Origin of the sequence: Marinobacterium sp. xm-a-152 (genome assembly GCF_013282965.1) — a bacterium.
Classification (GTDB): Bacteria; Pseudomonadota; Gammaproteobacteria; order Pseudomonadales; family Balneatricaceae; genus Marinobacterium_E.
The window spans coordinates 143,650-167,804 of the sequence record NZ_WBYI01000007.1; the positions used below are offsets into that span (position 1 = coordinate 143,650).

At 48.1% G+C, this 24,155-nt stretch carries 22 protein-coding genes and 1 pseudogene; 6 read left to right on the forward strand and 17 right to left on the reverse strand.

What is annotated here, in order from left to right:
• Positions 1-78: 78 nt before the first annotated feature.
• Positions 79-1,866: an acyl-CoA dehydrogenase C-terminal domain-containing protein gene (locus XMA152_RS08645; RefSeq protein WP_173480452.1), complete on the reverse strand. Its 1,788-nt coding sequence runs from the start codon at positions 1,864-1,866 to the stop codon at positions 79-81.
• A 561-nt stretch (positions 1,867-2,427) separates the two neighbouring features.
• On the opposite strand from XMA152_RS08645, the pseudogene XMA152_RS08650 reads away from it, so the two are divergent.
• A pseudogene (locus XMA152_RS08650) lies at positions 2,428-2,730 on the forward strand (transposase); the annotation flags it as partial.
• Positions 2,731-3,432: 702 nt separating this feature from the next.
• On the opposite strand, the gene XMA152_RS08655 reads toward XMA152_RS08650, so the two are convergent.
• From XMA152_RS08655 to nfuA, 3 genes are all read right to left on the reverse strand, one after another.
• Positions 3,433-3,708, reverse strand: coding sequence for an HU family DNA-binding protein (locus XMA152_RS08655; protein ID WP_173480450.1), 276 nt, complete (start codon positions 3,706-3,708; stop codon positions 3,433-3,435).
• Positions 3,709-3,859: 151 nt separating this feature from the next.
• Positions 3,860-6,280 (reverse strand): endopeptidase La, encoded by a 2,421-nt coding sequence (lon, locus tag XMA152_RS08660; protein ID WP_173483354.1) that lies wholly within the window; start codon positions 6,278-6,280, stop codon positions 3,860-3,862.
• Positions 6,281-6,561: 281 nt separating this feature from the next.
• On the reverse strand, positions 6,562-7,158 hold the full coding sequence (gene nfuA, locus XMA152_RS08665) for a Fe-S biogenesis protein NfuA (RefSeq protein ID WP_173480448.1): 597 nt from the start codon (positions 7,156-7,158) through the stop codon (positions 6,562-6,564).
• A gap of 137 nt (positions 7,159-7,295) precedes the next feature.
• Between nfuA and XMA152_RS08670 the strand changes: the two genes are divergently transcribed.
• The 3 genes from XMA152_RS08670 to XMA152_RS08680 are packed head-to-tail and all read left to right on the forward strand — an operon-like array spanning position 7,296 to position 10,479.
• Positions 7,296-8,462 carry a cation:proton antiporter gene (locus XMA152_RS08670; RefSeq protein WP_173483355.1) on the forward strand — a complete coding sequence of 389 codons (1,167 nt, stop codon included), beginning with the start codon at positions 7,296-7,298 and terminating at the stop codon, positions 8,460-8,462.
• A 38-nt stretch (positions 8,463-8,500) separates the two neighbouring features.
• Entirely contained in the window at positions 8,501-9,850 is a 1,350-nt protein-coding gene (gene rlmD / locus XMA152_RS08675; protein ID WP_173483356.1) for a 23S rRNA (uracil(1939)-C(5))-methyltransferase RlmD, read from the forward strand.
• A 26-nt stretch (positions 9,851-9,876) separates the two neighbouring features.
• The gene (locus XMA152_RS08680; RefSeq protein ID WP_254446080.1) at positions 9,877-10,479 is read left to right on the forward strand and encodes an RluA family pseudouridine synthase; all 603 of its coding nucleotides are present in this window, start codon (positions 9,877-9,879) and stop codon (positions 10,477-10,479) included.
• 52 nt (positions 10,480-10,531) lie between these two features.
• Here XMA152_RS08680 and purC read toward each other — a convergent pair whose 3' ends face one another.
• The 3 genes from purC to dapA are packed head-to-tail and all read right to left on the reverse strand — an operon-like array spanning position 10,532 to position 13,526.
• Positions 10,532-11,242 (reverse strand): phosphoribosylaminoimidazolesuccinocarboxamide synthase, encoded by a 711-nt coding sequence (purC, locus tag XMA152_RS08685; protein WP_173480444.1) that lies wholly within the window; start codon positions 11,240-11,242, stop codon positions 10,532-10,534.
• A gap of 39 nt (positions 11,243-11,281) precedes the next feature.
• Positions 11,282-12,640: an outer membrane protein assembly factor BamC gene (gene bamC / locus XMA152_RS08690; protein WP_173483357.1), complete on the reverse strand. Its 1,359-nt coding sequence runs from the start codon at positions 12,638-12,640 to the stop codon at positions 11,282-11,284.
• A gap of 10 nt (positions 12,641-12,650) precedes the next feature.
• Positions 12,651-13,526 carry a 4-hydroxy-tetrahydrodipicolinate synthase gene (gene dapA, locus XMA152_RS08695; protein ID WP_173483358.1) on the reverse strand — a complete coding sequence of 292 codons (876 nt, stop codon included), beginning with the start codon at positions 13,524-13,526 and terminating at the stop codon, positions 12,651-12,653.
• 153 nt (positions 13,527-13,679) lie between these two features.
• On the opposite strand from dapA, the gene bcp reads away from it, so the two are divergent.
• On the forward strand, positions 13,680-14,129 hold the full coding sequence (gene bcp, locus XMA152_RS08700) for a thioredoxin-dependent thiol peroxidase (RefSeq protein WP_173483359.1): 450 nt from the start codon (positions 13,680-13,682) through the stop codon (positions 14,127-14,129).
• 56 nt (positions 14,130-14,185) lie between these two features.
• On the opposite strand, the gene XMA152_RS08705 is transcribed toward bcp, so the two are convergent.
• Entirely contained in the window at positions 14,186-15,259 is a 1,074-nt protein-coding gene (locus XMA152_RS08705) for an AI-2E family transporter (protein WP_173483360.1), read from the reverse strand.
• A gap of 7 nt (positions 15,260-15,266) precedes the next feature.
• Positions 15,267-15,503, reverse strand: coding sequence for a sulfurtransferase TusA family protein (locus tag XMA152_RS08710; RefSeq protein ID WP_173480439.1), 237 nt, complete (start codon positions 15,501-15,503; stop codon positions 15,267-15,269).
• 75 nt (positions 15,504-15,578) lie between these two features.
• Here XMA152_RS08710 and XMA152_RS08715 point away from each other — a divergent pair, with 75 nt between their 5' ends.
• On the forward strand, positions 15,579-16,988 hold the full coding sequence (locus tag XMA152_RS08715) for a M48 family metalloprotease (protein ID WP_173483361.1): 1,410 nt from the start codon (positions 15,579-15,581) through the stop codon (positions 16,986-16,988).
• Positions 16,989-17,032: 44 nt separating this feature from the next.
• On the opposite strand, the gene nadA is transcribed toward XMA152_RS08715, so the two are convergent.
• From nadA to XMA152_RS08755, 8 genes are all read right to left on the reverse strand, one after another.
• The gene (gene nadA / locus XMA152_RS08720) at positions 17,033-18,076 is read right to left on the reverse strand and encodes a quinolinate synthase NadA (RefSeq protein WP_173483362.1); all 1,044 of its coding nucleotides are present in this window, start codon (positions 18,074-18,076) and stop codon (positions 17,033-17,035) included.
• 57 nt (positions 18,077-18,133) lie between these two features.
• Entirely contained in the window at positions 18,134-18,808 is a 675-nt protein-coding gene (gene queC, locus XMA152_RS08725) for a 7-cyano-7-deazaguanine synthase QueC (RefSeq protein WP_217363676.1), read from the reverse strand.
• 14 nt (positions 18,809-18,822) lie between these two features.
• Entirely contained in the window at positions 18,823-19,665 is an 843-nt protein-coding gene (gene ybgF, locus XMA152_RS08730) for a tol-pal system protein YbgF (RefSeq protein WP_173483364.1), read from the reverse strand.
• A complete protein-coding gene (gene pal / locus XMA152_RS08735) occupies positions 19,665-20,183 on the reverse strand; it encodes a peptidoglycan-associated lipoprotein Pal (protein WP_173480434.1) in 519 nt (172 codons plus the stop codon). The genes ybgF and pal overlap by 1 nt, the downstream gene beginning before the upstream one ends.
• Before the next feature lie 95 nt (positions 20,184-20,278).
• Positions 20,279-21,142 carry a Tim44 domain-containing protein gene (locus XMA152_RS08740; protein ID WP_173480433.1) on the reverse strand — a complete coding sequence of 288 codons (864 nt, stop codon included), beginning with the start codon at positions 21,140-21,142 and terminating at the stop codon, positions 20,279-20,281.
• A gap of 18 nt (positions 21,143-21,160) precedes the next feature.
• Positions 21,161-22,075, reverse strand: coding sequence for a DMT family transporter (locus XMA152_RS08745; protein ID WP_217361980.1), 915 nt, complete (start codon positions 22,073-22,075; stop codon positions 21,161-21,163).
• Positions 22,072-23,766, reverse strand: coding sequence for a TrkA family potassium uptake protein (locus XMA152_RS08750; RefSeq protein WP_173480432.1), 1,695 nt, complete (start codon positions 23,764-23,766; stop codon positions 22,072-22,074). Before XMA152_RS08750 ends, XMA152_RS08745 begins: the two co-directional genes overlap by 4 nt.
• A complete protein-coding gene (locus XMA152_RS08755) occupies positions 23,763-24,146 on the reverse strand; it encodes a DUF6394 family protein (RefSeq protein WP_173480431.1) in 384 nt (127 codons plus the stop codon). The genes XMA152_RS08750 and XMA152_RS08755 overlap by 4 nt, the downstream gene beginning before the upstream one ends.
• Positions 24,147-24,155 lie beyond the last annotated feature (9 nt).

A 24,155-nucleotide genomic window follows, 5' to 3' on the forward strand; every position in this document is an offset into this window, starting at 1 on the left:
TTTGGCGTTCAGTTTGAGCAGGCCGCGCAACATTGTGCGGCCTACTGGGTTGTTCAGAACTCTTTTCATACTGCCGCCCTAAAACGCAAACTTCTCTTGATCCAGTGCCATCAGGTTATCTGAGCCTGACTGCATAGTTACCACCAGAGAACGTGTGCGCGGCAGGATGCGTTCGAAGTAGAATTTAGCGGTTGCCAGTTTGGCTTCGTAGAACGCCTGATCACCCTCGCCTGCAGCCAGTTTTTCCTGAGCCACTTTTACCATTCGAGCCCAGAAATAACCCAGTACCACATAGCCGGAGTACATAAGGTAATCCACCGAAGCAGCTCCCACTTCATCTCGGTTCTGCATTGCTTTCATACCGATCTGCATAGTGAGTTCACCCCACTCTTTGTTCAGTTCAACCAGAGGTTTGATGAACGCCTGCAGTTCAGTGTTATCTGATTCAGCCTGACAGAACTTGTGTACGATTTTGGTAAAGCCTTTCAGAGACTCACCCTGAGACATCAGCACTTTGCGACCCAACAGGTCCAGCGCCTGAATCTGTGTGGTGCCCTCATACAACATTGATATGCGGCTATCACGTACGTTTTGCTCCATACCCCATTCGGAGATAAAGCCGTGACCACCAAAGACCTGCAAACCGTGGTTAGCGGATTCGAAACCCACTTCAGTCAGGAAGGCTTTGGCAATTGGTGTCAGGAATGCGAGCAGCGCATCTGCTTTCTCTTTTTCCTCACCTTCTGTCAGCTTCACCTGGTCTACGAGCTGTGCACAGTAATAGATTAATGCCCGACCACCCTCTGCAAAGGCTTTCTGGGTCAGCAACATCTTACGCACTTCAGGGTGAACAATGATTGGATCGGCAGGTTTATCCGGGCTTGCAGGACCATTCAATGAACGCATCTGCAAACGGTCTTTTGCGTAGACCAGAGAGTTCTGGAAACCCCATTCGGCATGAGCCAGGCCCTGCAATGCGGTACCCAGACGTGCAGTATTCATAAAGGTGAACATACAGTTCAGACCTTTGTTTGGCGGACCAATCAGATAACCTGTTGCATCATCAAAGTTCATGACACAGGTTGCGTTACCGTGAATGCCCATCTTGTGTTCAAGCGAACCGCAGGACACACCGTTGTTCTCACCCAGAGACTGTGGAAGATGTTTAGGCACAATAAACAGGGATATACCTTTAGTGCCTTCAGGTGCATCCGGAAGACGTGCCAGTACGATATGCACAATGTTGTCTGCCATATCGTGATCACCGGCCGAGATGAAGATTTTGGTGCCGCTTAGTTTGTAGCTGCCATCTTCCTGAGGCTCTGCTTTAGTTCGTAGCATACCCAGATCGGTACCACAGTGAGGCTCAGTCAGGCACATCGTGCCGGTCCACTCACCAGACACCAGTTTGGTCAGATAAGTTTCTTTCTGCTCATCGGTGCCGTGAGCATCCAGCGTATTCATCGCACCATGACTCAGACCCGGATACATACTCCAGGACCAGTTGGCTGTACCCACCATTTCGTTGATGATGATACCAATGGATTCAGGCAAGCCCTGACCACCCCACTCCTCTTCATGAGCCAGCGATGGCCAACCACCTTCAACAAACTGCTGATAGGCATCTTTAAATCCTTCTGGAGTCGTTACTGCACCATCACTCCACTGGCAGCCCTGCTGGTCACCAATCTGATTCAATGGTGAAAGAACACGCTCCGCGAATTTAGCACCCTCTTCCATGATCGCAGACACCATATCCGGAGTCGCATCTTCGCACCCAGGCAGGCTCTGATAGTGCTGCTCTGCATTCAATACTTCGTTCAGCACAAAATCCATGTCACGAAGTGGCGCTTTATATTCTGGCATTACATCATCCTCATCATTCTTGTTATGACTACCAGTTCTTAGAGGGTAATACTGATAGTCTCGCTGAACCTTTTTACTGGTCCAACTAAGCTTTATTGGTTTTATTAAGCTTGGTTCAAAGGGCATGATCCGCCAATGACAAAACCCACCAGTTTTACTGACAAAAGATTTCAGAAACCATTAAAGCCAAGAATTACGAGGGATTGAGGGGCTGTTTACTTACATAAACAGCCAAAGAAAATGACAATTTCAATCAGAAGATGTTTTTACCCGGGAGGAGCTATTCGCCAGTCCTATGACAAACTGCCCAACAAGTGACGGCATAGGAGCAAATCGATAAGAGCAAAAAAAAAAAACAACCAACGGCAGAAGCGTCTGGTTATATAACTGCTCGATCAGGGAACCAAAAACAACCGATAACAGCATAGAAACCACACCAACAAAGCTGGAAGCAAAATGAAAAAGCTCCACTAGCTTAGGGAAATGGGATGGACTCCCCCAATCCCGGCATCTTGTGCCACATTGAAGGTGAGATAATCAATCGAATAGCAGGAGTCCACCATGAAAAGTATACGTATCGGTTTCGATTTGGCCAAAAACGTCTTTGAAGTTTTTGCTGTCGATCACCAAGAAAAGCCTGTTGTACGGAAAACGATCAAGCGCGCCAAGGTATTAGAGTTTTTCGCTCAACAGGAGCCCTGTATTGTGGGCATGGAAAGTTGCGGAGGGGCACACTACTGGGCCAGAGAGCTTCAGAAGCTCGGACATGAAGTTCGCATGATGGCACCCCAGTTTGTAGCGCCGTATCGTAAAAGTGATAAGAACGATCGCAATGATGCTGAGGCGATCTGTGAAGCGGCTACCTTCATCTTCCCATCAGAGTTATAGGGTGCCTTGGCATAAAGGGAAAATCCCCTTTTCATTCTTTCCCAATGCTTTTCACTGACTAATAGCTTCTCCGGGTCATGTTCTAATGATTGATAAAACATCCAAACAAACTTTAGATAACGTTCAGCCCCTAGAAAACGAATTGCATACCAACTAGAACTATAAAGCTCACCCGTAACCGAATTTACACTGCATGATGAAGAATATTCTTCAATTTCTCCTGCCGTTAACGGCTTAAGCTTCCTAAGTTCCTCTTTAAAATTCAATGAACGCTCATCATAGAAGCGATAGAGGTGTTGAATCGCTCGCTGATCCGTTCTAACAGTATTAACCCGCTTTCCTGATTGGAACCTCTGCAAAGTATAAGAAGCCGCTAGCGGATCAACAAGACCGCCTACCATCACAATTGGTAAGGTGATACCACCTAGTTTTTCAAATCTAACATCCTCAATTTTGATCTCTGCCATCTAATGAAACACCCTGTTTATTAAACGATTCGATTAAGACAGCTTAGTATAAAATTAAGAAATTATTTGAAACGATCGGTTTATGAACGAATATTTTTACTTCGATTGAAGAATGAAACACTTCAATTTAGAACAAGAAAGGCAAGAAACAAAAAAGGCTCCTATGAACAGGAGCCTTTGGAAATCTATCAACAGCTATTGAAACAGTTTCTTATTTATTCACGGCATCTTTCAGAGCCTTACCTGGCTTGAAAGATGGTAGAGTCGCTGCAGAGATCTGGATTGGCTGACCAGTCTGTGGGTTACGACCAGTGCGTGCTGCACGCTCTTTAACACCAAAAGTACCAAAACCAACTAGTGCAACAGAGTCGCCTTTAGCTAGTGCGCCAGTGATTGCTTCTAGAGCGGCGTCTAGAGCGCGGCCAGCAGCTGCTTTTGGAAGATCTGCAGATGCAGCAATAGAATCGATAAGTTCTGATTTGTTCACGTTGTGCCCCTTAAAAGAGAGTATGTTTTGTTTGTTTTGTGTTATGAAATAACCGTAAACACTTTATACCAACTGTTTAAAACCAGTGTCAACATTAAAAACCCAGAAAATACGGTGTTTTCAGCGAGTTTCATAAAATTGACACTTAAGTCTAGTGTGCCGTTCTTGACCCAGTAGTTAATTTTTCACCTTTAGTCTCACTGGTTAGCTCTTCAACTTCGGCATCATCCAATGGAACAGGCTGCTCTACTAATGCAACTTCCAACACCTGATCAATCCATTTAACCGGCTTAATCTCTAAATCTGCCTTAATGTTATCTGGAATCTCTTTCAGATCTCGGCGGTTCTCTTCTGGAATAAGCACCGTTTTAATACCACCGCGGTGCGCAGCAAGTAGCTTCTCTTTGAGACCACCGATAGGAAGAACCTGACCTCGCAGAGTAATCTCACCCGTCATGGCCACATCTGAGCGAACAGGAATCCCTGTCAACGCTGAAACAAGAGTCGTACACATACCGATACCAGCACTGGGACCATCTTTTGGTGTTGCGCCTTCAGGAACGTGGATATGAATATCCTGTTTTTCATGGAAGTTGGGTGCGATGCCTAGAGACTGAGCGCGATTCCGAACGACCGTCAAAGCGGCTTGGATCGACTCTTTCATGACATCGCCTAATGAGCCTGTCAAAACCTGACGGCCTTTACCTGGAACTACTGCACTCTCAATGGTCAGAATATCACCACCGACTTGCGTCCAAGCCAACCCTGTTACTTGACCCACCTGATGCTCATCTTCTGCACGGCCAAAGTTAAACTTCTGAACCCCAAGGTAGTGCTCAAGGTTATCACTGTTCACAAGAACGGATTTAGCGGTTGATTCACCGAGCGCAATCTCTTTAACGACTTTACGAGCGACTTTAGCCACTTCTCGTTCAAGGCCACGCACACCCGCTTCACGGGTGTAGTATCGAATCATATCGATGATCGCTGAATCATCAATCTCCAACTCTTTCACCTTAAGGCCATTCTGTTTGATCTGTTTAGGGATCAAATAGCGACGTGCGATGTTCAGCTTTTCATCCTCTGTGTAACCCGGGATGCGAATAATCTCCATACGATCCAACAATGGACCCGGAATGTTCATCGAGTTAGAGGTACAGACAAACAACACTTCAGAGAGATCATAATCCACCTCTAGGTAGTGATCATTGAAGGTGCTGTTCTGCTCAGGGTCCAGCACTTCTAGTAGAGCAGATGCAGGGTCGCCACGCTGATCCATACCCATCTTATCGATCTCATCAAGAAGGAATAGCGGGTTTTTAACACCGACTTTGGCCATCTTCTGAACTAGCTTACCTGGCATAGAGCCAATGTAGGTTCGACGGTGACCACGAATCTCGGCTTCATCTCGCACACCACCCAGCGCCATACGGATGTATTCACGATTGGTCGCTCGGGCGATAGAACGCCCTAAAGAGGTTTTACCGACGCCAGGAGGTCCGACTAAACAGAGAATTGGACCACGCAGCTGACGTACACGCTTCTGTACCGCTAGGTACTCAAGAATACGCTCTTTGACCTCATCCAAGCCAAAGTGATCTTTATCCAATACTGCTGAAGCACGCTTCATATCCAGACGAACTTTAGAGCGTTTGCTCCAAGGAATCTGTAGCATCCAATCGATGTAGCCACGAACAACGGTCGCCTCAGCGCTCATTGGTGACATCATTTTTAGCTTATTGAACTCAGCTTTAGTTTTATCCAACGCTTCTTGCGGCATACCCGCTTCATCAATGCGTTTTTCTAGCTCGTCGAGCTCTCCACCGCCATTCTCATCCAGATCACCCAGCTCCTTCTGAATCGCTTTCATCTGCTCATTCAGATAGTACTCGCGCTGGCTCTTCTCCATCTGTTTCTTAACACGACCGCGAATGCGCTTTTCAACCTCGACTAGATCAATTTCAGACTCCATCAGTGACATCAAATGCTCTAAGCGAGCTTTCGCATCCAGCATTTCGAGAATGGACTGTTTTTGATCAAGCTTAAGCGACATATGAGCCGCGATCGTATCGGCCAAACGACTTGGCTCATCGATATTGTTCAACGAGGTCATCACCTCATTAGGGATCTTTTTGTTAACTTGGATGTACTTCTCGAACTGTTCTAGCGTCGAGCGCTTGTAGAGCTCGGCCTCAGACTGGGCAACCTCCTCCTCTTCAAGCACTTGAAGGTGAGCCGCATAGTGCTCCGCCTCTTCAAAGAAGTCACTAATAGAAGCTCGGTACTCACCTTCAACTAACACTTTTACAGTGCCGTCGGGAAGCTTAAGCATTTGCAGTATGGTCGCGACCGTACCTGTATGAAAAAGATGATCCATCTTAGGCTCATCTTCGGATGCACTGCGTTGTGCAACTAACAGAATCTGTTTATCACGCTGCATAGCCTCTTCCAGTGCTTGGATCGACTTTTCGCGCCCAACAAACAGAGGGATGACCATGTGAGGGTATACAACCACGTCTCGAAGCGGGAGAACCGGTAGTTCAATTTGAACACTGCTCTGATTATTTTCCATGATGCATACCTCTGTAGTGAATCTTTTACCGATCTTTAAACTGACTATAAGTCATTTATGGGGATCCGTTACGAAAATGCAAGCGAGGGACCCTACGAACAAGTCCATAATTTCTCAGCGCGATCTGAAACATTCAGATACAAGGCGGATTGCGCAATTAATGGCCGTCGTCCTTAATAAGCGATCCAACGCTGTAGATGGATGTTTCACGTCGCGCCCTACGGGGCTTACAAATTGAAAAACGCCTCTAATGAGGCGCTGTGTCTTGTAACTGATCAAGTTTATTTGTAGTAAGCCTGTTCACGCTGACTATGGTCTGTGACATCTCGAACGCCGACCAGACCAGGTACTTTTTCAATTAGCGTCGCCTCAACACCGTCTTTTAAGGTCATATCAACGGCACTACAACCCTGACAACCACCACCGAAACGAAGGATAGCGACAAGTCCAGCCTCCTCTTCAGAGACCTCTTCAAGCTTAACTTCACCACCATGTGAAGCTAAACCAGGGTTAACCTCTGAGTAGAGAATGTAGTTAATCTGCTCTTCTATTGGGCTGTCGGCAGACACCTTAGGCACTTTGGCATTCGGCGCTTTAATCGTTAACTGACCGCCCATACGATCAGTAGCATAGTCAATAAACGCTTCATCAAGGTAGGGAATGCTGTTCTTCTCAATGTAGAAGCGAACCTGTTCAAGCTGCATCACCTCGTCCTCATCATTGACCTCATCAGGACGGCAGTAAGCTAGACAAGTTTCCGCATAGGTTGTGCCCGGTTGTGTCACAAACAGACGGACCGCAATGCCTTCAACGTTCTGCTTCTCTAGAAGCTCGGCAAGGTAACCTTGTGCACCTTCTGTCACTTCAATATTTAACATCAAAACTCTCCAGTAGTCGTACCGATAATGCGCTATAGGATAGCGAGTTATTAATTCCGAGTAAAACACTCAATTATTTAAACGTAACGATTTTCTCTCTCACTTGTTACAATTTGCTCATCCACCGGAGAGCACTCATGCTAGAGCACAGTCTGTTTACATCTTTCTTTCTTATTTTTACCGGCGCAGCGGTGCTAGCATCTGTAGCACTGTTTACACGCCAGCCCTTGCTTGTTGCTTATATTGTGCTTGGGGCACTGCTCGGACCTTACGGTCTTGAACTGGTCTCCGATACTAATCTACTCAGCGATATCGCTCATATCGGCATTATCTTTCTGCTGTTCTTACTGGGTTTGGATATGCAGCCTGCCCATCTGATCCATATGCTCAAGAAGGCAACACTGGTGGCGATTGCCAGTTCGGCACTGTTCTTAGGCTTAGGTTTTAGCGTGGGTAGCCTGTTTGGATTCAGTCAGGCTGAGTCAGTTATCATCGGTGCTGCAGTGATGTTCTCCAGCACGATCATAGGGATTAAGCTGCTACCCACGACCGTCCTACACCACAAACACACCGGAGAACTGGTCGTCGGTCTTCTACTGTTGCAGGACGTGATCGCCATTATTGTCCTGTTGATACTCAACTCGGGAGGTGACAGCGATCCGATGAGCAGTTTCGTCAAATCGGCCATCGCACTACCGGCATTGGGTATTTTTGCATGGGCAGGCGTTCGCTATGTCATTTTGCCCTTACTGATGAAGTTTGACCGTTTTCATGAATACATTTTCTTAGTGGCGATTGGCTGGTGTCTTGGCATGGCTGAGGCGGCAAAACTGGGTGGCCTTTCGGCCGAAATGGGTGCCTTTATCGCGGGCATTGCTCTGGCAACCAGCCCAATTTCGCAATACATCGCAACCAATCTAAAACCGTTGCGCGATTTTTTCCTGATTCTATTTTTCTTCTCAGTCGGCGCCAGCTTCAATTTAAATTTAATTGGATTAATCATAGTACCTGCGCTGATCTTAACCATCGCCGTTCTGCTATTAAAACCGGTTATTTTCCGACTGCTTTTAGGTCGAATCAGTGAATCACCTTCAACAGGCTGGGAGATAGGCTTTCGTTTGGGACAAATCTCTGAGTTTTCGTTACTGATCGCTTATCTCGCGTTTGCATCCGGTTTAATTGGCACTGAAGCGTCCCACGTTATTCAAGCCACCGCGATTTTGAGCTTCCTGTTGTCGACCTACATTGTCATATTTAACTACCCTTCACCGATCGCAGTTAAAGATTCGCTTAGAAAAGATTAACTGGCCTAAAAGCCGACATTTAAGAGTACTAAGTTCCCATGCGCAGACGCACCGTTAGATATGGAGGCCCTAAAAAGGCCCCTGCAAAAGCCACTCGTTCCCTGCCAGAGAGTATTCAGATTGAATCTCTCTCTTTGGAAGGTCGCGGAGTCGCAAGAGTCGACGGCAAGGCACTGTTTATCCAGGGAGCACTACCAGGTGAAACGGTCAGTGCTACTTTGACTAAAGCAGGTAAGCGCTTTGATGAGGCGGTTGTAACTGAGATTCAAACGGGTTCAGATGCCCGCATCCAACCTAGCTGTGATTATGCTGGTGAGTGCGGCGGCTGTGATCTTCAGCATTTAGACCCTGAGCGTGCAGTAGAATTGAAGCGTGACCATATACTCACCACACTTAAGCGTCAATCCAATCTTGAGCCACAGATCACTGAGCCCCCTATCGTCTCGGAACAAAAACTCAACTACCGCCGCTCCGCTCGTGTCGGTATTAATCAACGTGAGAGTGGTGAGTTAATCATCGGTTTTAGGCGTTCTGAATCTAATAAGCTAATAGATATACCTAGCTGTCCCGTCCTGACCGATCGGTGTAACCGTTTTTTAGTTGCACTGCGCGAACGCCTGGATGGACTGGATAAACTTAAGACATTAACGCACCTCTCTTTGAGCGATGGCGACAACTTACTGGCGGTTGAGATCCGTGCTAAAAAGCGCCCATCAGACGAGATTATAGGTGCCCTAACCTCACTAGCCGTCACTGAGGGCATCAACTTACGAGTCAGTTTTAATGATCAAACCCTGACTCTGAATAGCATTGAAGAACCGGAGTTCATTAATCGACAGCGTGATATCCGATATCAGTTTGATACCAATGACTTTATACAGGTGAATGCTTCTGTCAACGAAGCTCTTGTAGAGTGCGCAATTGAGTGGCTAAAGCCTAAACAAGAGGATCGTCTTCTCGATCTATTCTCAGGGCTCGGTAACTTTAGCCTGCCTTTGGCAAAACTAACCAAAGAGGTGGTGGCAGTAGAGGGTGTTTCAGCTATGGTCAAACGTTCACAAGCCAATGCAGCACTCAATGCGATCGACAACTTAACATCCATCAAATCAGATCTTAGCAACGTCAATACAGAGACAGCTTGGTTGAATAGCCAGTACGATCTTATTCTTCTTGATCCGCCAAGAAGTGGTGCAGCTGACCTGATTCCTCACCTGCAAAATCTTGGAGCAAGAGCCATACTCTACATCGCATGTGACCCAATGTCGCTGGTGCGCGACAGTAAAACACTGTCTGATATTGGCTTTTCAATGACGCGATTCACAGTCGCTGATATGTTCCCGCAGACTCATCACGTCGAATCAATTGCACTGTTTGAGCCGACACCATGATCCAGTGTCACTATGAAGATCAGGATATGCTGATCTTAGAAAAACCGGCTGAAATGCTCTCTGTTCCTGGACGAGGAGAGGATAAGCAAGACTGCTTATGGAGTCGTGCCGTTGAACAGTGGCCTGATGCGTTGATCGTTCATCGTCTCGACTGTTCAACGTCAGGGCTGATGGTGCTTGCTCGCTCAAAAATGACTCATCGCGAGCTCAGCATACAGTTTCAAAATCGTATTCCATTCAAACGATACGCCGCCCTAGTCAGCGGCGAAATGAGTCAAGCTGATGGCTGGGTTGAACAACCCCTTCGTTGTGACTGGGATCGCCGTCCCCTTCAGATCATTGATCACGAACAGGGAAAGCATGCGCTCACCTTCTACCGTAACCGAGGCCTGGAGCTAATCAATGGGCACACAGCCACTCGATTATCACTCTACCCGATTACTGGGCGTTCCCATCAGCTTAGAGTCCACTGCCAATACCTGGGTCAGCCAATATTAGGCGACAACCTATATGCTGAAGGGGAAGCGTTGACCTGTTCAGATAGACTGATGCTCCACGCTGACCTACTTGAGCTTCACCACCCTATTTCTGGAGAACGCCTGAGCTTTTCATCCCCCGCTCCCTTCTAAAGACAAAAAAGCCGGCATATTAAGCCGGCTTCTTGATGCGTTTTGATTGGAATTAAAAAGTAATTCCAAGACGGCGACCCACCTCTTCATAGGCTTCGATGACACCACCCAGCCCCTGACGGAAGCGGTCTTTATCCATCTTTTCACGGGTCTCTTTATCCCACAGACGACAGCCATCTGGAGAGAACTCATCACCTAATAACACTTCACCATTGAAGACGCCAAACTCAAGTTTGTAATCCACCAGTAACATACCAGCATCATCAAACATCTTCTTCAACACATCGTTAACTTTGAAGGTCAGTTCTTTTGCTGTGGCTAGATGAGCAGGCTCAGCCCAACCAAAGGTCTCAACAAGAGACTCATTGACCATCGGGTCACCCAACGCGTCGTTCTTAAGAAATAGTTCAAAGGTCGGCGGATTCAGCTCCAGCCCCTCTTCGACGCCGATACGGCGACAAAGCGAACCCGCTGAGATATTACGAACAACACACTCAACAGGCATCATGTCGAGTCGTTTTACCACAGATTCGTTATCAGACTGCAGCTCAACGAAATGAGTAGGTATACCCGCATTCGCAAGAGCCGTCATAATAAAAGCGTTGAACTTATTATTGACCATACCTTTACGATCAAGCTGTTCCATCTTTTTGCCATCAAACGCCGAGGTATCGTCTCTGAACTCCATGATCATTAGATCTGGGTTATCAGTCGTAAATACCGATTTCGCTTTACCGGCATATAGCTCTTCACGCTTTTCCATTCAAAACTCCAAAGCAGCTGCATCTATTGCAACTTATAATCAAAGAGGCAGATTATCCTTAATCAACCATAGAAGCTGTTCAGCACCACCCGCGTCAGCAGGCTTACCTTTATCATCATTGACCGTCAACAAAACACCAGTACGAGCACGATTGAAGCTCAACTGAAAACGTTTAATCAACTCAAGTTCACCAGTCGCATCGTTTAGGCGCTTCTGGTTATCTTGCCCAAAGACATAAACGACTCGACCGCCCATCCAAACTTTAAAGCCTTCCATTGCCTGAAGCTCTTCCTGAGTTGCTTGCGCACCAGCGACAATCGCATTGGGGTCTGAACTATAAACCACATCAGAGGGCTGCTCATCAGTTGCTTTGCCTGACAGCAGTTCGGTGTCCAGAGTGATAGGGCCCATCTCGTTGGAACGGAGCCACTCCAAGAAACCTTTAGGTTTCTCTTCTGCTACAGTCTGTTTAAAGGTTAGATAGATGATACCCTCGTCTCGATCGCGAGTACCTACGTCGACGCCGGCACTATCAAGAGCTTTATTCACAAGTTCCCAAGCCTGATCACCACTGGTTTTAACATTCAACAAGGGACGGTTACGTGAGTCACGCCCCATAGTCGCCGTTAAACGGTCGGCAGTTTGGAACTGAGATAGAGTAGGCGCGGTAGAAGCAACATCCCCCTTACCCAGGTAGTTCAACATAGCAAACATGATCTCATTAGAGTACGCCAACTCAGTCGCATCACTGCTCCAATCAAGTTCACTCTTATCAGCACTCAATGCAATCTGAGCATGCTCCATGCTGATGGCTGTTCTCTCGGTGTTATCAGGGTCAGGACGCAAACGCACTCGCAGTTTGTTGAGTGAGGGCTCATTTGCTTCAGAGTTAAACTTAACGGTATTCAATAGACGCTGAAAGTAGTTAAGATCCTCGCCTGCAACCTCTATCCACTCAGATTCCATCACGCCCGTTTTTGGGTCTGCAATGGCCAGGTTGATGTTGGCATCCTGCCAGAATGGCTTTAGTTCAACCCACACCTGGTCAATCAGCTCATCGACCAGAATGACACGCTCACCTTCAAGTGGTCGAATCGATGCACGATCATTGCCATCAACGGCAAAAAAGAACTCTGGGCGAGGCGCTTCTGGAACCAGTTCGTTTGATACGGCTTCTGATTCATTTATCTCAGGAACCTGAAGTAGATCTTCAGTGCTCTTGGCATTGATACCCTCAGGGATGACAAGACGTTTACCCGGCTGTGCAAGAGCGTACTCTTGACCGCGATCACGGATAACACCCTTCTCGCCGTATATCGGGTTCGACTTGATTGCATCCTGCATCGTACAACCCGATACAACCAACGTTCCACACAGCATCCAAAAGCGAGCGTTCATAGTAGGGACCTTAAATCAAACCTGTCTGTTTCAGCGCAGCAACAACCGTTGGGCGATTCTCTTCAGATAGCGGCGTCAAAGGCAGACGAATCCCCTGACCAATCAAACCCATCTCATACATGGCCCATTTCACTGGAATAGGGTTGGATTCAACAAATAGATCTTTATGCAGCGGCATCAGCTTCTGCTGTAGTGCTCGAGCTTCGTCGAACTTTTTATCCAAGCCGAGCTGGCATAACTCGGCCATCGCCTTAGGCGCTGCGTTAGCGGTAACAGAGATATTCCCGTGACCGCCAGCAAGAATGAGCTCGATCGCGGTGGCATCATCGCCTGAGTAGATTGCGAAGTCGGCTGGTGCGTTATCGATCAGGTATTGAGCACGCTCGATATCACCGGTCGCCTCTTTGATTCCGACGATATTTTTCACCTCAGCCAGACGAAGCGTTGTCTCTGGCAACATATCACAGGCCGTACGACCGGGAACATTGTAGAGAATCTGAGGAATATCAACGGCTTCAGCGACCGCTTTGTAGTGTTGGTAGAGACCTTCTTGAGTCGGTTTGTTGTAGTAAGGGGTCACCAAAAGACAGGCATCAGCACCCGCCTCTTTGGCACCGCGAGTCATCTCAATCGCTTCACGAGTAGAGTTAGCGCCTGTACCGGCAATGACCGGCATTTTGCCTTTACAACGTTCAACAACGCGAGCCACCACCTCTAGGTGCTCATCATAATCCAGTGTCGCAGACTCTCCAGAGGTGCCTACAGCAACAATTGAGGCTGTGCCCTGTTCGATGTGCATATCGACAATGCGATCTAAAGCCTGCCAATCAATATCACCGTTATTGTGCATCGGTGTTACCAGCGCAACGAGGCTGCCAAGAATCATATATTTCACCTTATTATGGCTCGGTTGCTGATCTCTAAGGAGTTATCCTTTTAATGATCAGCAAGAATACTATTTAGCCAACCATTTTAAACGATTTCCGGGTAACATTCGTAGAGGCACAGTAACTTTTTATTGCATTACTAGGAGATAAAGATGGTTGAAGTCGGTCAAACAGCTCCGGACTTTGAAGCAAAAGACCAGAATGGAGAGACAATCACGCTAAGCCAGTACAAGGGTAAAAAGGTTGTTCTCTACTTTTACCCGCGTGACAACACACCTGGCTGCACCGCTCAAGCTTGTGACCTACGAGATAATATTGAGCGATTGGCGGACAATGGCTATCAAGTGATCGGGGTGAGCACAGATTCAGAGGCCAAGCATCGTAACTTCATCGAAAAGTATGATCTTCCCTTTCCACTTATTGCCGATACAGACAATGCCGTTCATGAACTCTACGGAACCTGGCAGCTGAAAAAGAACTACGGCAAAGAGTACATGGGCACGGTCAGAACCACCTTCATCATCGATGAGCAGGGCAAGGTTTCTGATGTGATTGCCAAAGTCAAAACCAAAGAGCACACCGCTCAAATATTGGGCGAGTAGCCGATACAACAAGGGGTGGCTCAGCACCCCTTCTTTTTTAACATCGACGGTTCAACTCACCCTGCATCAGGTGGAGGCAGTTCATCCGCTGTAGGCCAAGCTGAAACAATCGACTTAACCAGAGTCGCTAGCGGGATAGCAAAGAACACACCCCAGAACCCCCATAGCGTTCCAAACACCAATACAGCGACAATAATAGAGACCGGGTGCAAATTAACCGCTTCGGAAAAGAGCAAGGGCACGATCACGTTACCATCGATCGCCTGAATGATCGTATAGGCAAGCATCAGGTAGAGAAACTGATCGCTCCAACCCCATTGAAAGAAGGCGATCAGCGCCACTGGAACGGTCACCACCGCAGCACCAATATAAGGAATCAACACCGACAGACCAACCAACAAACCGAGTAGCGCGGCATAGTTAATACCCAGCAGTGCAAAAGAGATAAAGGTTGCGACACCAACAATTAAAATCTCAATCGCCTTACCGCGGATATAGTTAGCCAACTGAGAGTCCATCTCGTTCCAGACCTGATCCATCATCTCCCGCTTCTTAGGCAGAAATGCGGTCCAACCAGCGATCAAACGATCACCGTCCAACAGGAAGAAGAGCACCAGAAAAGGCACCAAAACGAAGTAGATCAGCGCGGTTAACACACCCGTTAGAGAGCTTAACGAGAAGCTAAGTAGCCACTGCCCTAACTGACTCAGCTCAGCGGCAGCGGTGCCGATAAGGTTGCGAATCTGTTCAGCAGAGACCAATTCAGGGTAGTTCTGAGGGAGCAGCATCAATACCTGCTGCAGCTTGGTCACCATGCCGGGCAGCTCATTGAACAGGTTCACCAACTGCGTCCAAACAGCAGGGAGAATGAACAGGAACATTGCTACAACAAAACCGGTAAAGGCGATAAACATCGTTGCAACGGCACTTTTGTGACCCAAGCCAATGCTTTTCAATCGATTGACACCGCCCTGCATCATGAAAGCAAGAATGAGCCCTGCAAAGACCGGAATCAGCGCACCACCTAAGTGCCAAATCACCAAACCAGAGACAAACAGCAGTAAAAACAGCAACAGTGCCTCCTCATTTGAGAAGTAACGTTGTACCCATTTACTAAAAATCTTTTGCATCGCTCAATTAACCTCTGCGAAGAAGGTGAATATAGGTTTGGTTGTTCTCTGTCGTAGAGATCAACTCATGATTCGACAGATCAGCATAAGCTTTAAAGTCACGTACAGAACCCGCATCCGTCGCAATCAACTCAAGGACCTGCCCCACTTCAAGGGTGTTCAGCGCCTGCTTGGCTTTCAATAACGGCAGCGGACAAGCTAAACCGGTCGCGTCGACTCTTTTATCAATGTGAATCTCTGTCATACTAAAGTCAGTGTAAAAAGCGAATCTATCGGCGCAATGTAACTGATATACAGAACAAAGGCTATGCTACCTCTGATGCGAACCCCTTTAATCATTCTACTATCCAGCCTTATCTGCTTTAACGTGCAAGGCTCAGAGAACCTGCCCTCCCTAGCAGGCAGCACCAACTCGAGCTATCAGCTTGAGCAAGAACGAGCACTTGGCCAAGCCTGGATGCGCATGATGAAAGCCCAAGCCCAGCTTCTGGACGATCCGATTGTCGAGAGCTATCTCAAGGATCGACTGTGGTACCTATCACCCTTTTCTGAGCTACAAGATAAGCGGTTAGATCTCCTGGTCATCGACCAACAGGAGGTTAATGCCTTTGCCGCACCGGGTGGCATCATTGGTATCAATGCGGGACTGCTATTAGCAACAGAGACAGAAGATCAATTAATGTCGGTGATCGCTCACGAGTTTGCCCACTTAAGTCAGCGTCACTTTGCACAACAACAGGCGGCCAGCGAGCAGCGACAACCACTGGTATTAGCAGGCATCGTCGGCAGTATTTTACTCTCCAGCATCAATCCCAACGCAGGAGCGGCCGCACTTCAAGGCACTATTGGTGCTTCAGAAAATGCGCGACTTAGTTTCAGTAGACAAAATGAGCTCGATGCAGACCAAGCAGGTATGCGCACGCTGGTTGCCGCAGGGTATGACCCTCAAGCGATGCCACAGATGTTTGCACAGCTAGCGCAAGCCAATCGTTTTTCGGGCAGCGCTGTACCCGAGTTTTTACGAACCCACCCAGTGACTGAATCGAGAATCGCTGATTCCACTAACCGTGCCATGAATTTACCGAGCGCAAGCACAGAGAATCGTGACCACCAAAACTTTATGATTGCCAAATCGAGAGTGGCTGTTAAGTATGGCGCTGAAAATCAGCTACTTAACAACTCAGAATTAGATGAGTCAGCCAAGCATTTTACTCACTACTTAAAAGCGCTCTCTGTGAATAACAACGAGGAAGCGCAAAACCACTGGGAGGCACTCTCCAAAAGCTGGCAACAACACCCTTGGGTGCAACTCAGTCGTTTAACTCAACTCTCTCTCAGCGGGCAAGCGACTGGACAGTTAATGGATGAGCTAACGGACCTCTACCCTAATGACCTTGCCGTGCAAGCGGCACTGGCCAAGACCTATAGAGAGCAGGGAAACGTCTCACAAGCGATCAGCCTCTACAGAAAACTGCTTAGAGATCACCCCAACAATACACTGTTTTTATACCATCTCGCCGAGCTCTATGGCTTGATCAATGATATAGAGCAGCTTCACCGTACCCGAATTGAGTTCTTTTTTCAGCGAGCTGAGTTTGATCTAGCGCTCAGGCAGGTAGAGTTTGCCCGCAGGGATGCTAGGAACAATAGAGTTCAACTGGGTTGGCTCGAACAGAGGGAGAGAGAGATTCGATCAGACCAACTGAGGTTTGATGAACTGTTTAAATAAAGATTGAAGTGAGCAACTGAGAAAGTCACTCACTCAATTAGAGATTAGCGGGCTTGAAAGCTCAACATTCTCTCAAGTGGGCGAAGCGCACGTTGACGAAGTTCTGGATCGACAAAGACCTCTTCACGGCCATGACGCAGTCCATTCAAAATATTTTGAAGGCCGTTCATTGCCATCCAGGGACAGTGAGCACAGCTTCGACAGGTTGCACCAGAACCACCAGTGGGCGCTTCGATAAAGGTTTTGCCTGGAGCAGCCTGCTGCATCTTAAAGAAGATGCCTCGATCGGTTGCTACGATGAACGTATCGTTTGGTAGATCATGAGCCGCTTTAATTAGCTGACTGGTGGAGCCTACTGCATCGGCAAGCTCAACAACAGAGGCGGGCGATTCTGGGTGAACAAGCACCGCAGCGTCCGGGTAGACCGCTTTAAGATCCAACAACCCTTTCGCTTTAAACTCTTCGTGAACAATACACGAGCCATCCCACAACAGCATCTCAGCGCCCGTTTGATTCTCGATGTAACTGCCTAGGTGCTTATCAGGACCCCAGATGATCTTTTTATCCTGATCAACCAGATGTTCAACGACTTGCAGTGCGATACTCGATGTCACCACCCAGTCCGCTCTCGCCTTCACTTCGGCAGAGGTGTTCGCATAAACGACTACTTCATGATCAGGATGTGCATCACAAAACGCACTAAAGTCATCGATAGGACAACCGATATCAAGTGAACAGGTTGCCTCCAAAGTAGGCATCAAGATGCGCTTATCCGGGCTAAGAATCTTAGACGTCTCACCCATAAACTTAACGCCAGCAACCACTAAAGTGGATGCAGAATGATTTGCACCAAAGCGCGCCATCTCAAGCGAGTCAGCGACACAACCACCGGTCTTTTCGGCCAGTGCTTGAACCAGAGGATCCGTGTAATAGTGAGCAACCAGGCATGCATCGCGCTCTTTCAGCTCAACCGCTATCTGCTCTTCAAGATCAGCGACTTGAGCAGGCGTGAGATCACTTGGCAGATGCTCTTGAGCAAAATGCTCTTGCACCATAATGCGTTGATCAAGATCTGCTTTTGTTTGCATAGCAACCTCAAAAAGTGACGTTTCAAGCGACGTCGTAACGAGTCAATTAGTTAAGAGTTAAACTGAGATATAACGTGTCGGATCGGGAACACCCGCATCATCAAAGCCTTTCGCTCGCAAGCGGCAACTGTCACAGCGACCGCAAGCCCTGCCATCATCGTCTGACTGATAGCAGGAGACAGTCAAAGCGTAGTCCAGACCCAAGCGATGACCGGCTTGAATGATCTCTGCTTTGGTAAGATCGATCAAAGGGGTCTCAATTTTGAATGGCTCACCCGTGATGCCGTTTCTAGTCGCTAGATTTGCCATCTCTTCGTAGGCTTTAATGAACTCTGGACGACAATCAGGGTAGCCCGAATAGTCCACGGCATTAACACCTATAAAGATCGCATCGGCATGCAATACTTCCGCCCAGGCCAACGCCATGGAGAGAAAAATCGTATTACGAGCTGGCACATAGGTGATAGGCACACCTTCGGTTTCACCCTCAGGCACCTCAATCGAACTATCGGTCAGGGCAGAGCCACCGAACTGAGCAAGATCAAGCGAGAAGACACGATGCTCTTTTGCACCAACAGAGGCGCAAACCGCCTTGGCCGCATTCAGTTCAGTCAAAGCGCGCTGCCCATAGTCAAAGCTTAGCGCGTAACACTCATAACCTTGATCAGCAGCAATCGCCAATACCGTAGCAGAGTCAAGGCCGCCTGATAGCAGGACGACCGCACGTTTCATCTTTTGATTCATAGTTATGAGCGAGGCTTGTAGTTACGAGCTAGGCCAGCAGCAGAGCTTTTAGGATACTCATCAATCAGCTGTTTAAAACTGCTCTGTTGCGCTGCAGAATCACCCAAACGATCCTGCACAACACCCAGTTTATAAAGTGCATCTGGGCGCTTGCGATGGCCAACAAACTGAGAAACCACCGTTTCAAATGCGGCTTTAGCTGAATCTAGTTGCTGTTGAGCAAGCTTCACTTCGCCAATCCAGTAGTAGGCATTCGCTAGGTTATCACTGCTAGGATAGGTCTGAATAAACTGTTCAAAGGCTTGAACTGACTCATCAAACTTACGTTCACGAACCAGTGTAAACGCCTGCTGGTAAGCCACTCGATCACTGACTGTAGGTTCAGCAGGGGCTACAGGTGCTTCCGCCTCAACAGGAGAACCAGCGACGGTCGTCTCAACTGGCTGTGTCGCAGCAGCGCTACTTGATACGGGTGCATTTGTTTCGGAAGCAGCCCGATTCTCACCAAGAGCCACACTTGGAGACGCTGTCTCAACAACAGGGTTAGTAGTAACTGGGTCAGCAGCAACAGGAGCCGGCGCAGCAAGCGGGTCAGCTTGTTGAAGCACTAAAGAGCTTAGGCGGCGATCCATATCACGGTAACGATCCAACTGCTCTTTTTCGAGCTTTTGTAAACGATACTGCTGTGTCTCAATCTCACCACGCAACTGGCGAACCTCAGCCTGCAGCTGCTGCAGAAGAAGAACCAATTCGCTGTTAGCTGATTGAGAATGTTGTGCTGCAGAAACAGAACTGCTGGCAATAGTGCCAGCAGTCAGTAGAGCAATCAGTAGACGCAATTTCATTAGCGGCTAGTGTAGCTCAGTTCTACACGACGGTTTAGCGCCCACTCAGCTTCAGTGTGGCCAAGCATAGCTGGCTTCTCTTCACCGTAAGAGATAGTTTCGATCTGGTTGCTACCAGCACCGTTAACCATCAGAAGACGAGCAACGGCGTTAGCACGCTGTTCACCCAGTGCAATGTTGTACTCACGAGTACCACGCTCATCAGCGTGACCTTCTAGACGAACAGTTGCACCTGGGTTGTTCGATAGATACTTAGCATGCGCTTCAAGATCAGAGAAACCTTCTTGTTTAACAACAGCCTGATCGAAGTCGAAGTAGAAAACGGTGCGCAGTTTAGCAACTTCAGCAAAAGAGCCAGCAGTCACATTGCTGCCATCAGCGCCTTGAGTGGTTGCTGCATTATTGGTAGCTGCACCATCTGCACCGCCATCCGTTGTTGTGCTAGTTGAACTACAACCTGCAACAAGCGCTACGGCTGCTGCAAGTGCTGCTACTCGAGTCATTGCGATTGCGCGCATCGTCAATCTCCTAAAATAAATTTTTATTGGTCCTATTGGATAGTGCTTAAACTATAGGCTGAGCTAAAGGATTTCAAGCGACTACCTAAAAAAACTTAAGAAACCTGCTCAATCCCGACCAGAGTCCAGTTTCCAGAGTCTAAATCCGCATCTCGACTGAGGTGCCATGCTTCTGCAAACGGTGTAGTGGTGGCCGAACCGTTTTCACGAATTTCACCTTCAAAATAGAGGCTTACAATGTGTTCACCCAACAGCGTTTGGAAGTTAGCCAACTCAACATCAACTGACAAAACCTCAGTTACTTGGTTTTCTGGTAACACCATTCGATTGGTTTTAAGCGACTGCAATAGCTCTGGTGAGGTGTAAGAAGAGATCTCCTGCCAATCTTGACGATCCCATGCACTCTGCAAATTTTTGAAGTGATCCTTAGCGCCGGCCAGGAAAGCGTCTTCATCAAACCACTCAGGCGTATCAATCTTAGCGAACGTCGCGCTCATACCTGAAGCGTTTGAAGCACCACCCAATCCCTGTTCAGCATTTCTAGCCATGGGTACTTCATTCGGGGCGTAACCTCCCTGAGAGGCGCCAGCATAAGCAGCCCTTCTTTGCGACCCGAACAGTTTAAACAGCATAAAGATGACCAGACCAATCAACAGCATATCCATCAGCTGGATACCCTCAAAGGCACCACCGAAAAAGAGAGCTCCCAGAATACCGCCGGCCAATAGTCCACCCATTAAACCACCCATACCCGCTTTACCGCCTGCCGTTGAGGTCGGTGCCGTTTTTGATCCGGTTTGAGAAGGGGCAACCTGTTTGGTCGGAGCCGGAGCCGCCTTCTTAGGCATGGAGTAGCTTTTGCCCAAGCTAAAACCGCCACCAAAACGTTTAGCCTCCGCTTGATGGGGAATAGCTGCCACCAAACAAAATGCAAACAGGAGCGTAAAGAGTTGTTTCATTATTTTATAAACCTCAGATCAATTAACGGTTTTAGTACGGTTTTGTCGAATACCTGCTATCACTCGTCTTACGACGGCCAACCAGATGCCGAGCACAATGAGGGCAATTCCGATTAAATGGAAGCTGTGCATAGTCTCATTCAACACCAAGATAGACAAGAGGGTACCGAATACCGGAATCAGATAGATAAACAGCCCAGCGGTCGACGCGCCCAACTGCGCCACACCACGATTCCAGAAAGAGTAAGAGAGTATCGAGGGAAAGATAGCAATATAGACCACAACCGCCCAGACCGGCGTCTCGAGAGTCGGCACGACAAAGCCACCCTGCTCAAACAGTGCGAATGGGAAGATCACAAGCAAACCAATCAAAACCGACAGCCCGAAAAAGGTGAACGGCTCTAGCTCTTTAGGTTTGAACTTTAAGGTGATCGAATAGAGAGCCCAAGTCACAATCGCAGCCAATATCCAGACATCCCCTGGGTTAAGGTGCAGTGAGGCAATTCGCTGTAACTCACCTTGGGTAATCAGTACAAGAACTCCCATTAGTGAAGCCGCTATCCCTAACCACTGCAGCCCGCCCACAGACTCTTTGAAAAAGAGTCGGTTCAAGAGCAAAATTAGAACGGGAATAATTGCATGCATCAAGGTCGTGTTAGTAGCGGTGGTCGTCTCAACCCCCAAATAGATGAAAGTATTGAAACACCCCACACTGGTGAGTGATAACCAAAAGAGCAGTGGAAAATGCGCTTTTATAATCGGCCACTGTCGAATCGCTTTGGGCAGCCAGAAAGGCAATAGGATCAAAAAGGCGAGTCCCCAGCGTAAAAATGCCATCAATAGTGGGTCGGCAATATCAGCCACTCCTTTAGCCGCGACATGATTACCCGCCCAAAATAGTGGCGTTAAGATCAACAATAGATAGGCGATCAACGTGCATTTCCTTTAGCAAAATAACTCAACAGACCGTAATGCGGCTCTTCACCTGTCACAACGTAATTGAGAGTACGAGCGTTCTCAAACAACCAGCGCTGTTGAGACAGGTCCGCCCCTCTCCCGGCAAACAGGATCTGATCTCCCAACTGCAGCTCAGTCAGCTCACCCGGCTCGATCATAAATTGACCACCACGCTTCACCAGCAGAGCCAAACATTTCAGCTCCTTTGCTCGATCTGCTGGGGATTTGAGTAGTGATCGTAACGTCAGGATCTGACCAGATTCTATCCACTCTTTTACAGCAGGCGTCTCATCGCCCAGTGTAAAGGCTTGAATGCGAACCTGGCCATCACCTACCAAGCGATTGAGGCGCTGAATAAGCTCTCTGGCATCCACTTCATCAAGCGCCATCGATTGGTCTAAAAACTCAGCTAGCAAGGGTGTACGGAGATGAGCCAGAATGCGACTGGCAATGGTACGTCCTGGGTTCATGACAAAATCGGCTTTAAGTCGCTCAAAAATTAACTCATTAGAGTCCAAGTTTTGGCGAACAACCGTCTGCAACCTAGGATTTAATTCGCGAGCGGTCATGATAATCGACAGATTATCCGCATCATTACCGGTACCGGCAATAATACCCACCGCCCCTTCAACACCCGCTTGAATCAGGGTAGACGCCTCAGTACCTATACCGACAATCGATGTGGGCTCATCACCTCTGAAGCTATCCATATGAGGATCCACTAACGTAATTTCTGTCCCCTCAGCACGCATTGAGCCAGCTAACGCGCGACCAAAGCGACCATAGCCACATAAAATCCATCGACCCGATTGATGCTTATAGGTTGATGCGATTGAGCGGTGCTCAGAGTAAATTAGCCAATCAACGATCAGGTGCTTTTGCGGGCTGTGGGCCGCTAGGCCAAGGTACTCGGCAAACTGCTTAAAGGGGTCAACTACCAGATCGGTGCCAAAGGAGTAGAGGTTGGCAGTGGTCGTATCATTTTCGCTGCGGCTCACCACAATGCGTTTCGGATAGAGCAGCTTGCTGGCAATCGAGACCGACAGATTGACGTTATCATCATTGGTCAGGGCCAACACACCCAGACAACTTGAGTTCTGCAAACCGGCCAGATCGAGATTTTCTGGCAGTGAAGCATCGGCACATAGACCCACCACCGGCAGTGAATACTGTTCAAGTTCTAAAGCATCAATTCGGCTCTGATCGATATCGATGACCACTGACTTGATACCCTGTTGCTCTAGTCCAGCCACCACATCTCGGCCCGTTGTGCCAAAGCCACAAATTAGATAGAAGGGCTCTCGAATCGATCGAACTTGATGAGCAAAACGGCGAGTGCGCAACAGACGCGAGAATCCTTGATCTTGCAGCACACTCAACATGGCACCGATGGCATAGAGCCAAGCAATGACGGTTGCGTAGATGCAGACCAGGGTCCACATCCGCTGAGCACTGGTGAATGGGTAAGGAATCTCACCAAAACCGATGGTGGAACCCATAAACGAGACAAAGTAGAAGGCGTGGAAGAAATCCATACGCCAAGGCTGACCCTGATCATCAAGCCCAGGTATTAAAACAAACCCAAGCACAGAGACGGCGTAAACGCCGATTAGAACGCTCAGGGGCAGTCTTAGCCGCCTAAGTAGAATATAAAGCAGTGTATTCATCGACGAATCGACGCACTCTCAACCACTAGCAGAACCACCGACACAACATTCGCCACCAGTGCACCAGCAGCAAGCGACACAATACTCGCCATCGTCCCATCCGTCATTCCCAGTGACGAGATCTGCTCGGCATACGCCCAGACCACCGCAGCTGCAATCAATTGCAAATCGGCAACCAAACTGGTCGCCAGCAACAGTGCTCCAAGGTGGCTGCGGTCACCAAACTTCAACACCGTACAAATTAAACTAACTACCAGGGCCAAAAAGAGCTCAAACACTTCATGATGTGCAGGATTATCGATATCCCCAAGAACAAAGCCGACATTCAGCGTCAGGGCTAAGATGATAAAGAATCCAAATACAACCTTTTCACGGTTCATCAACAAGCG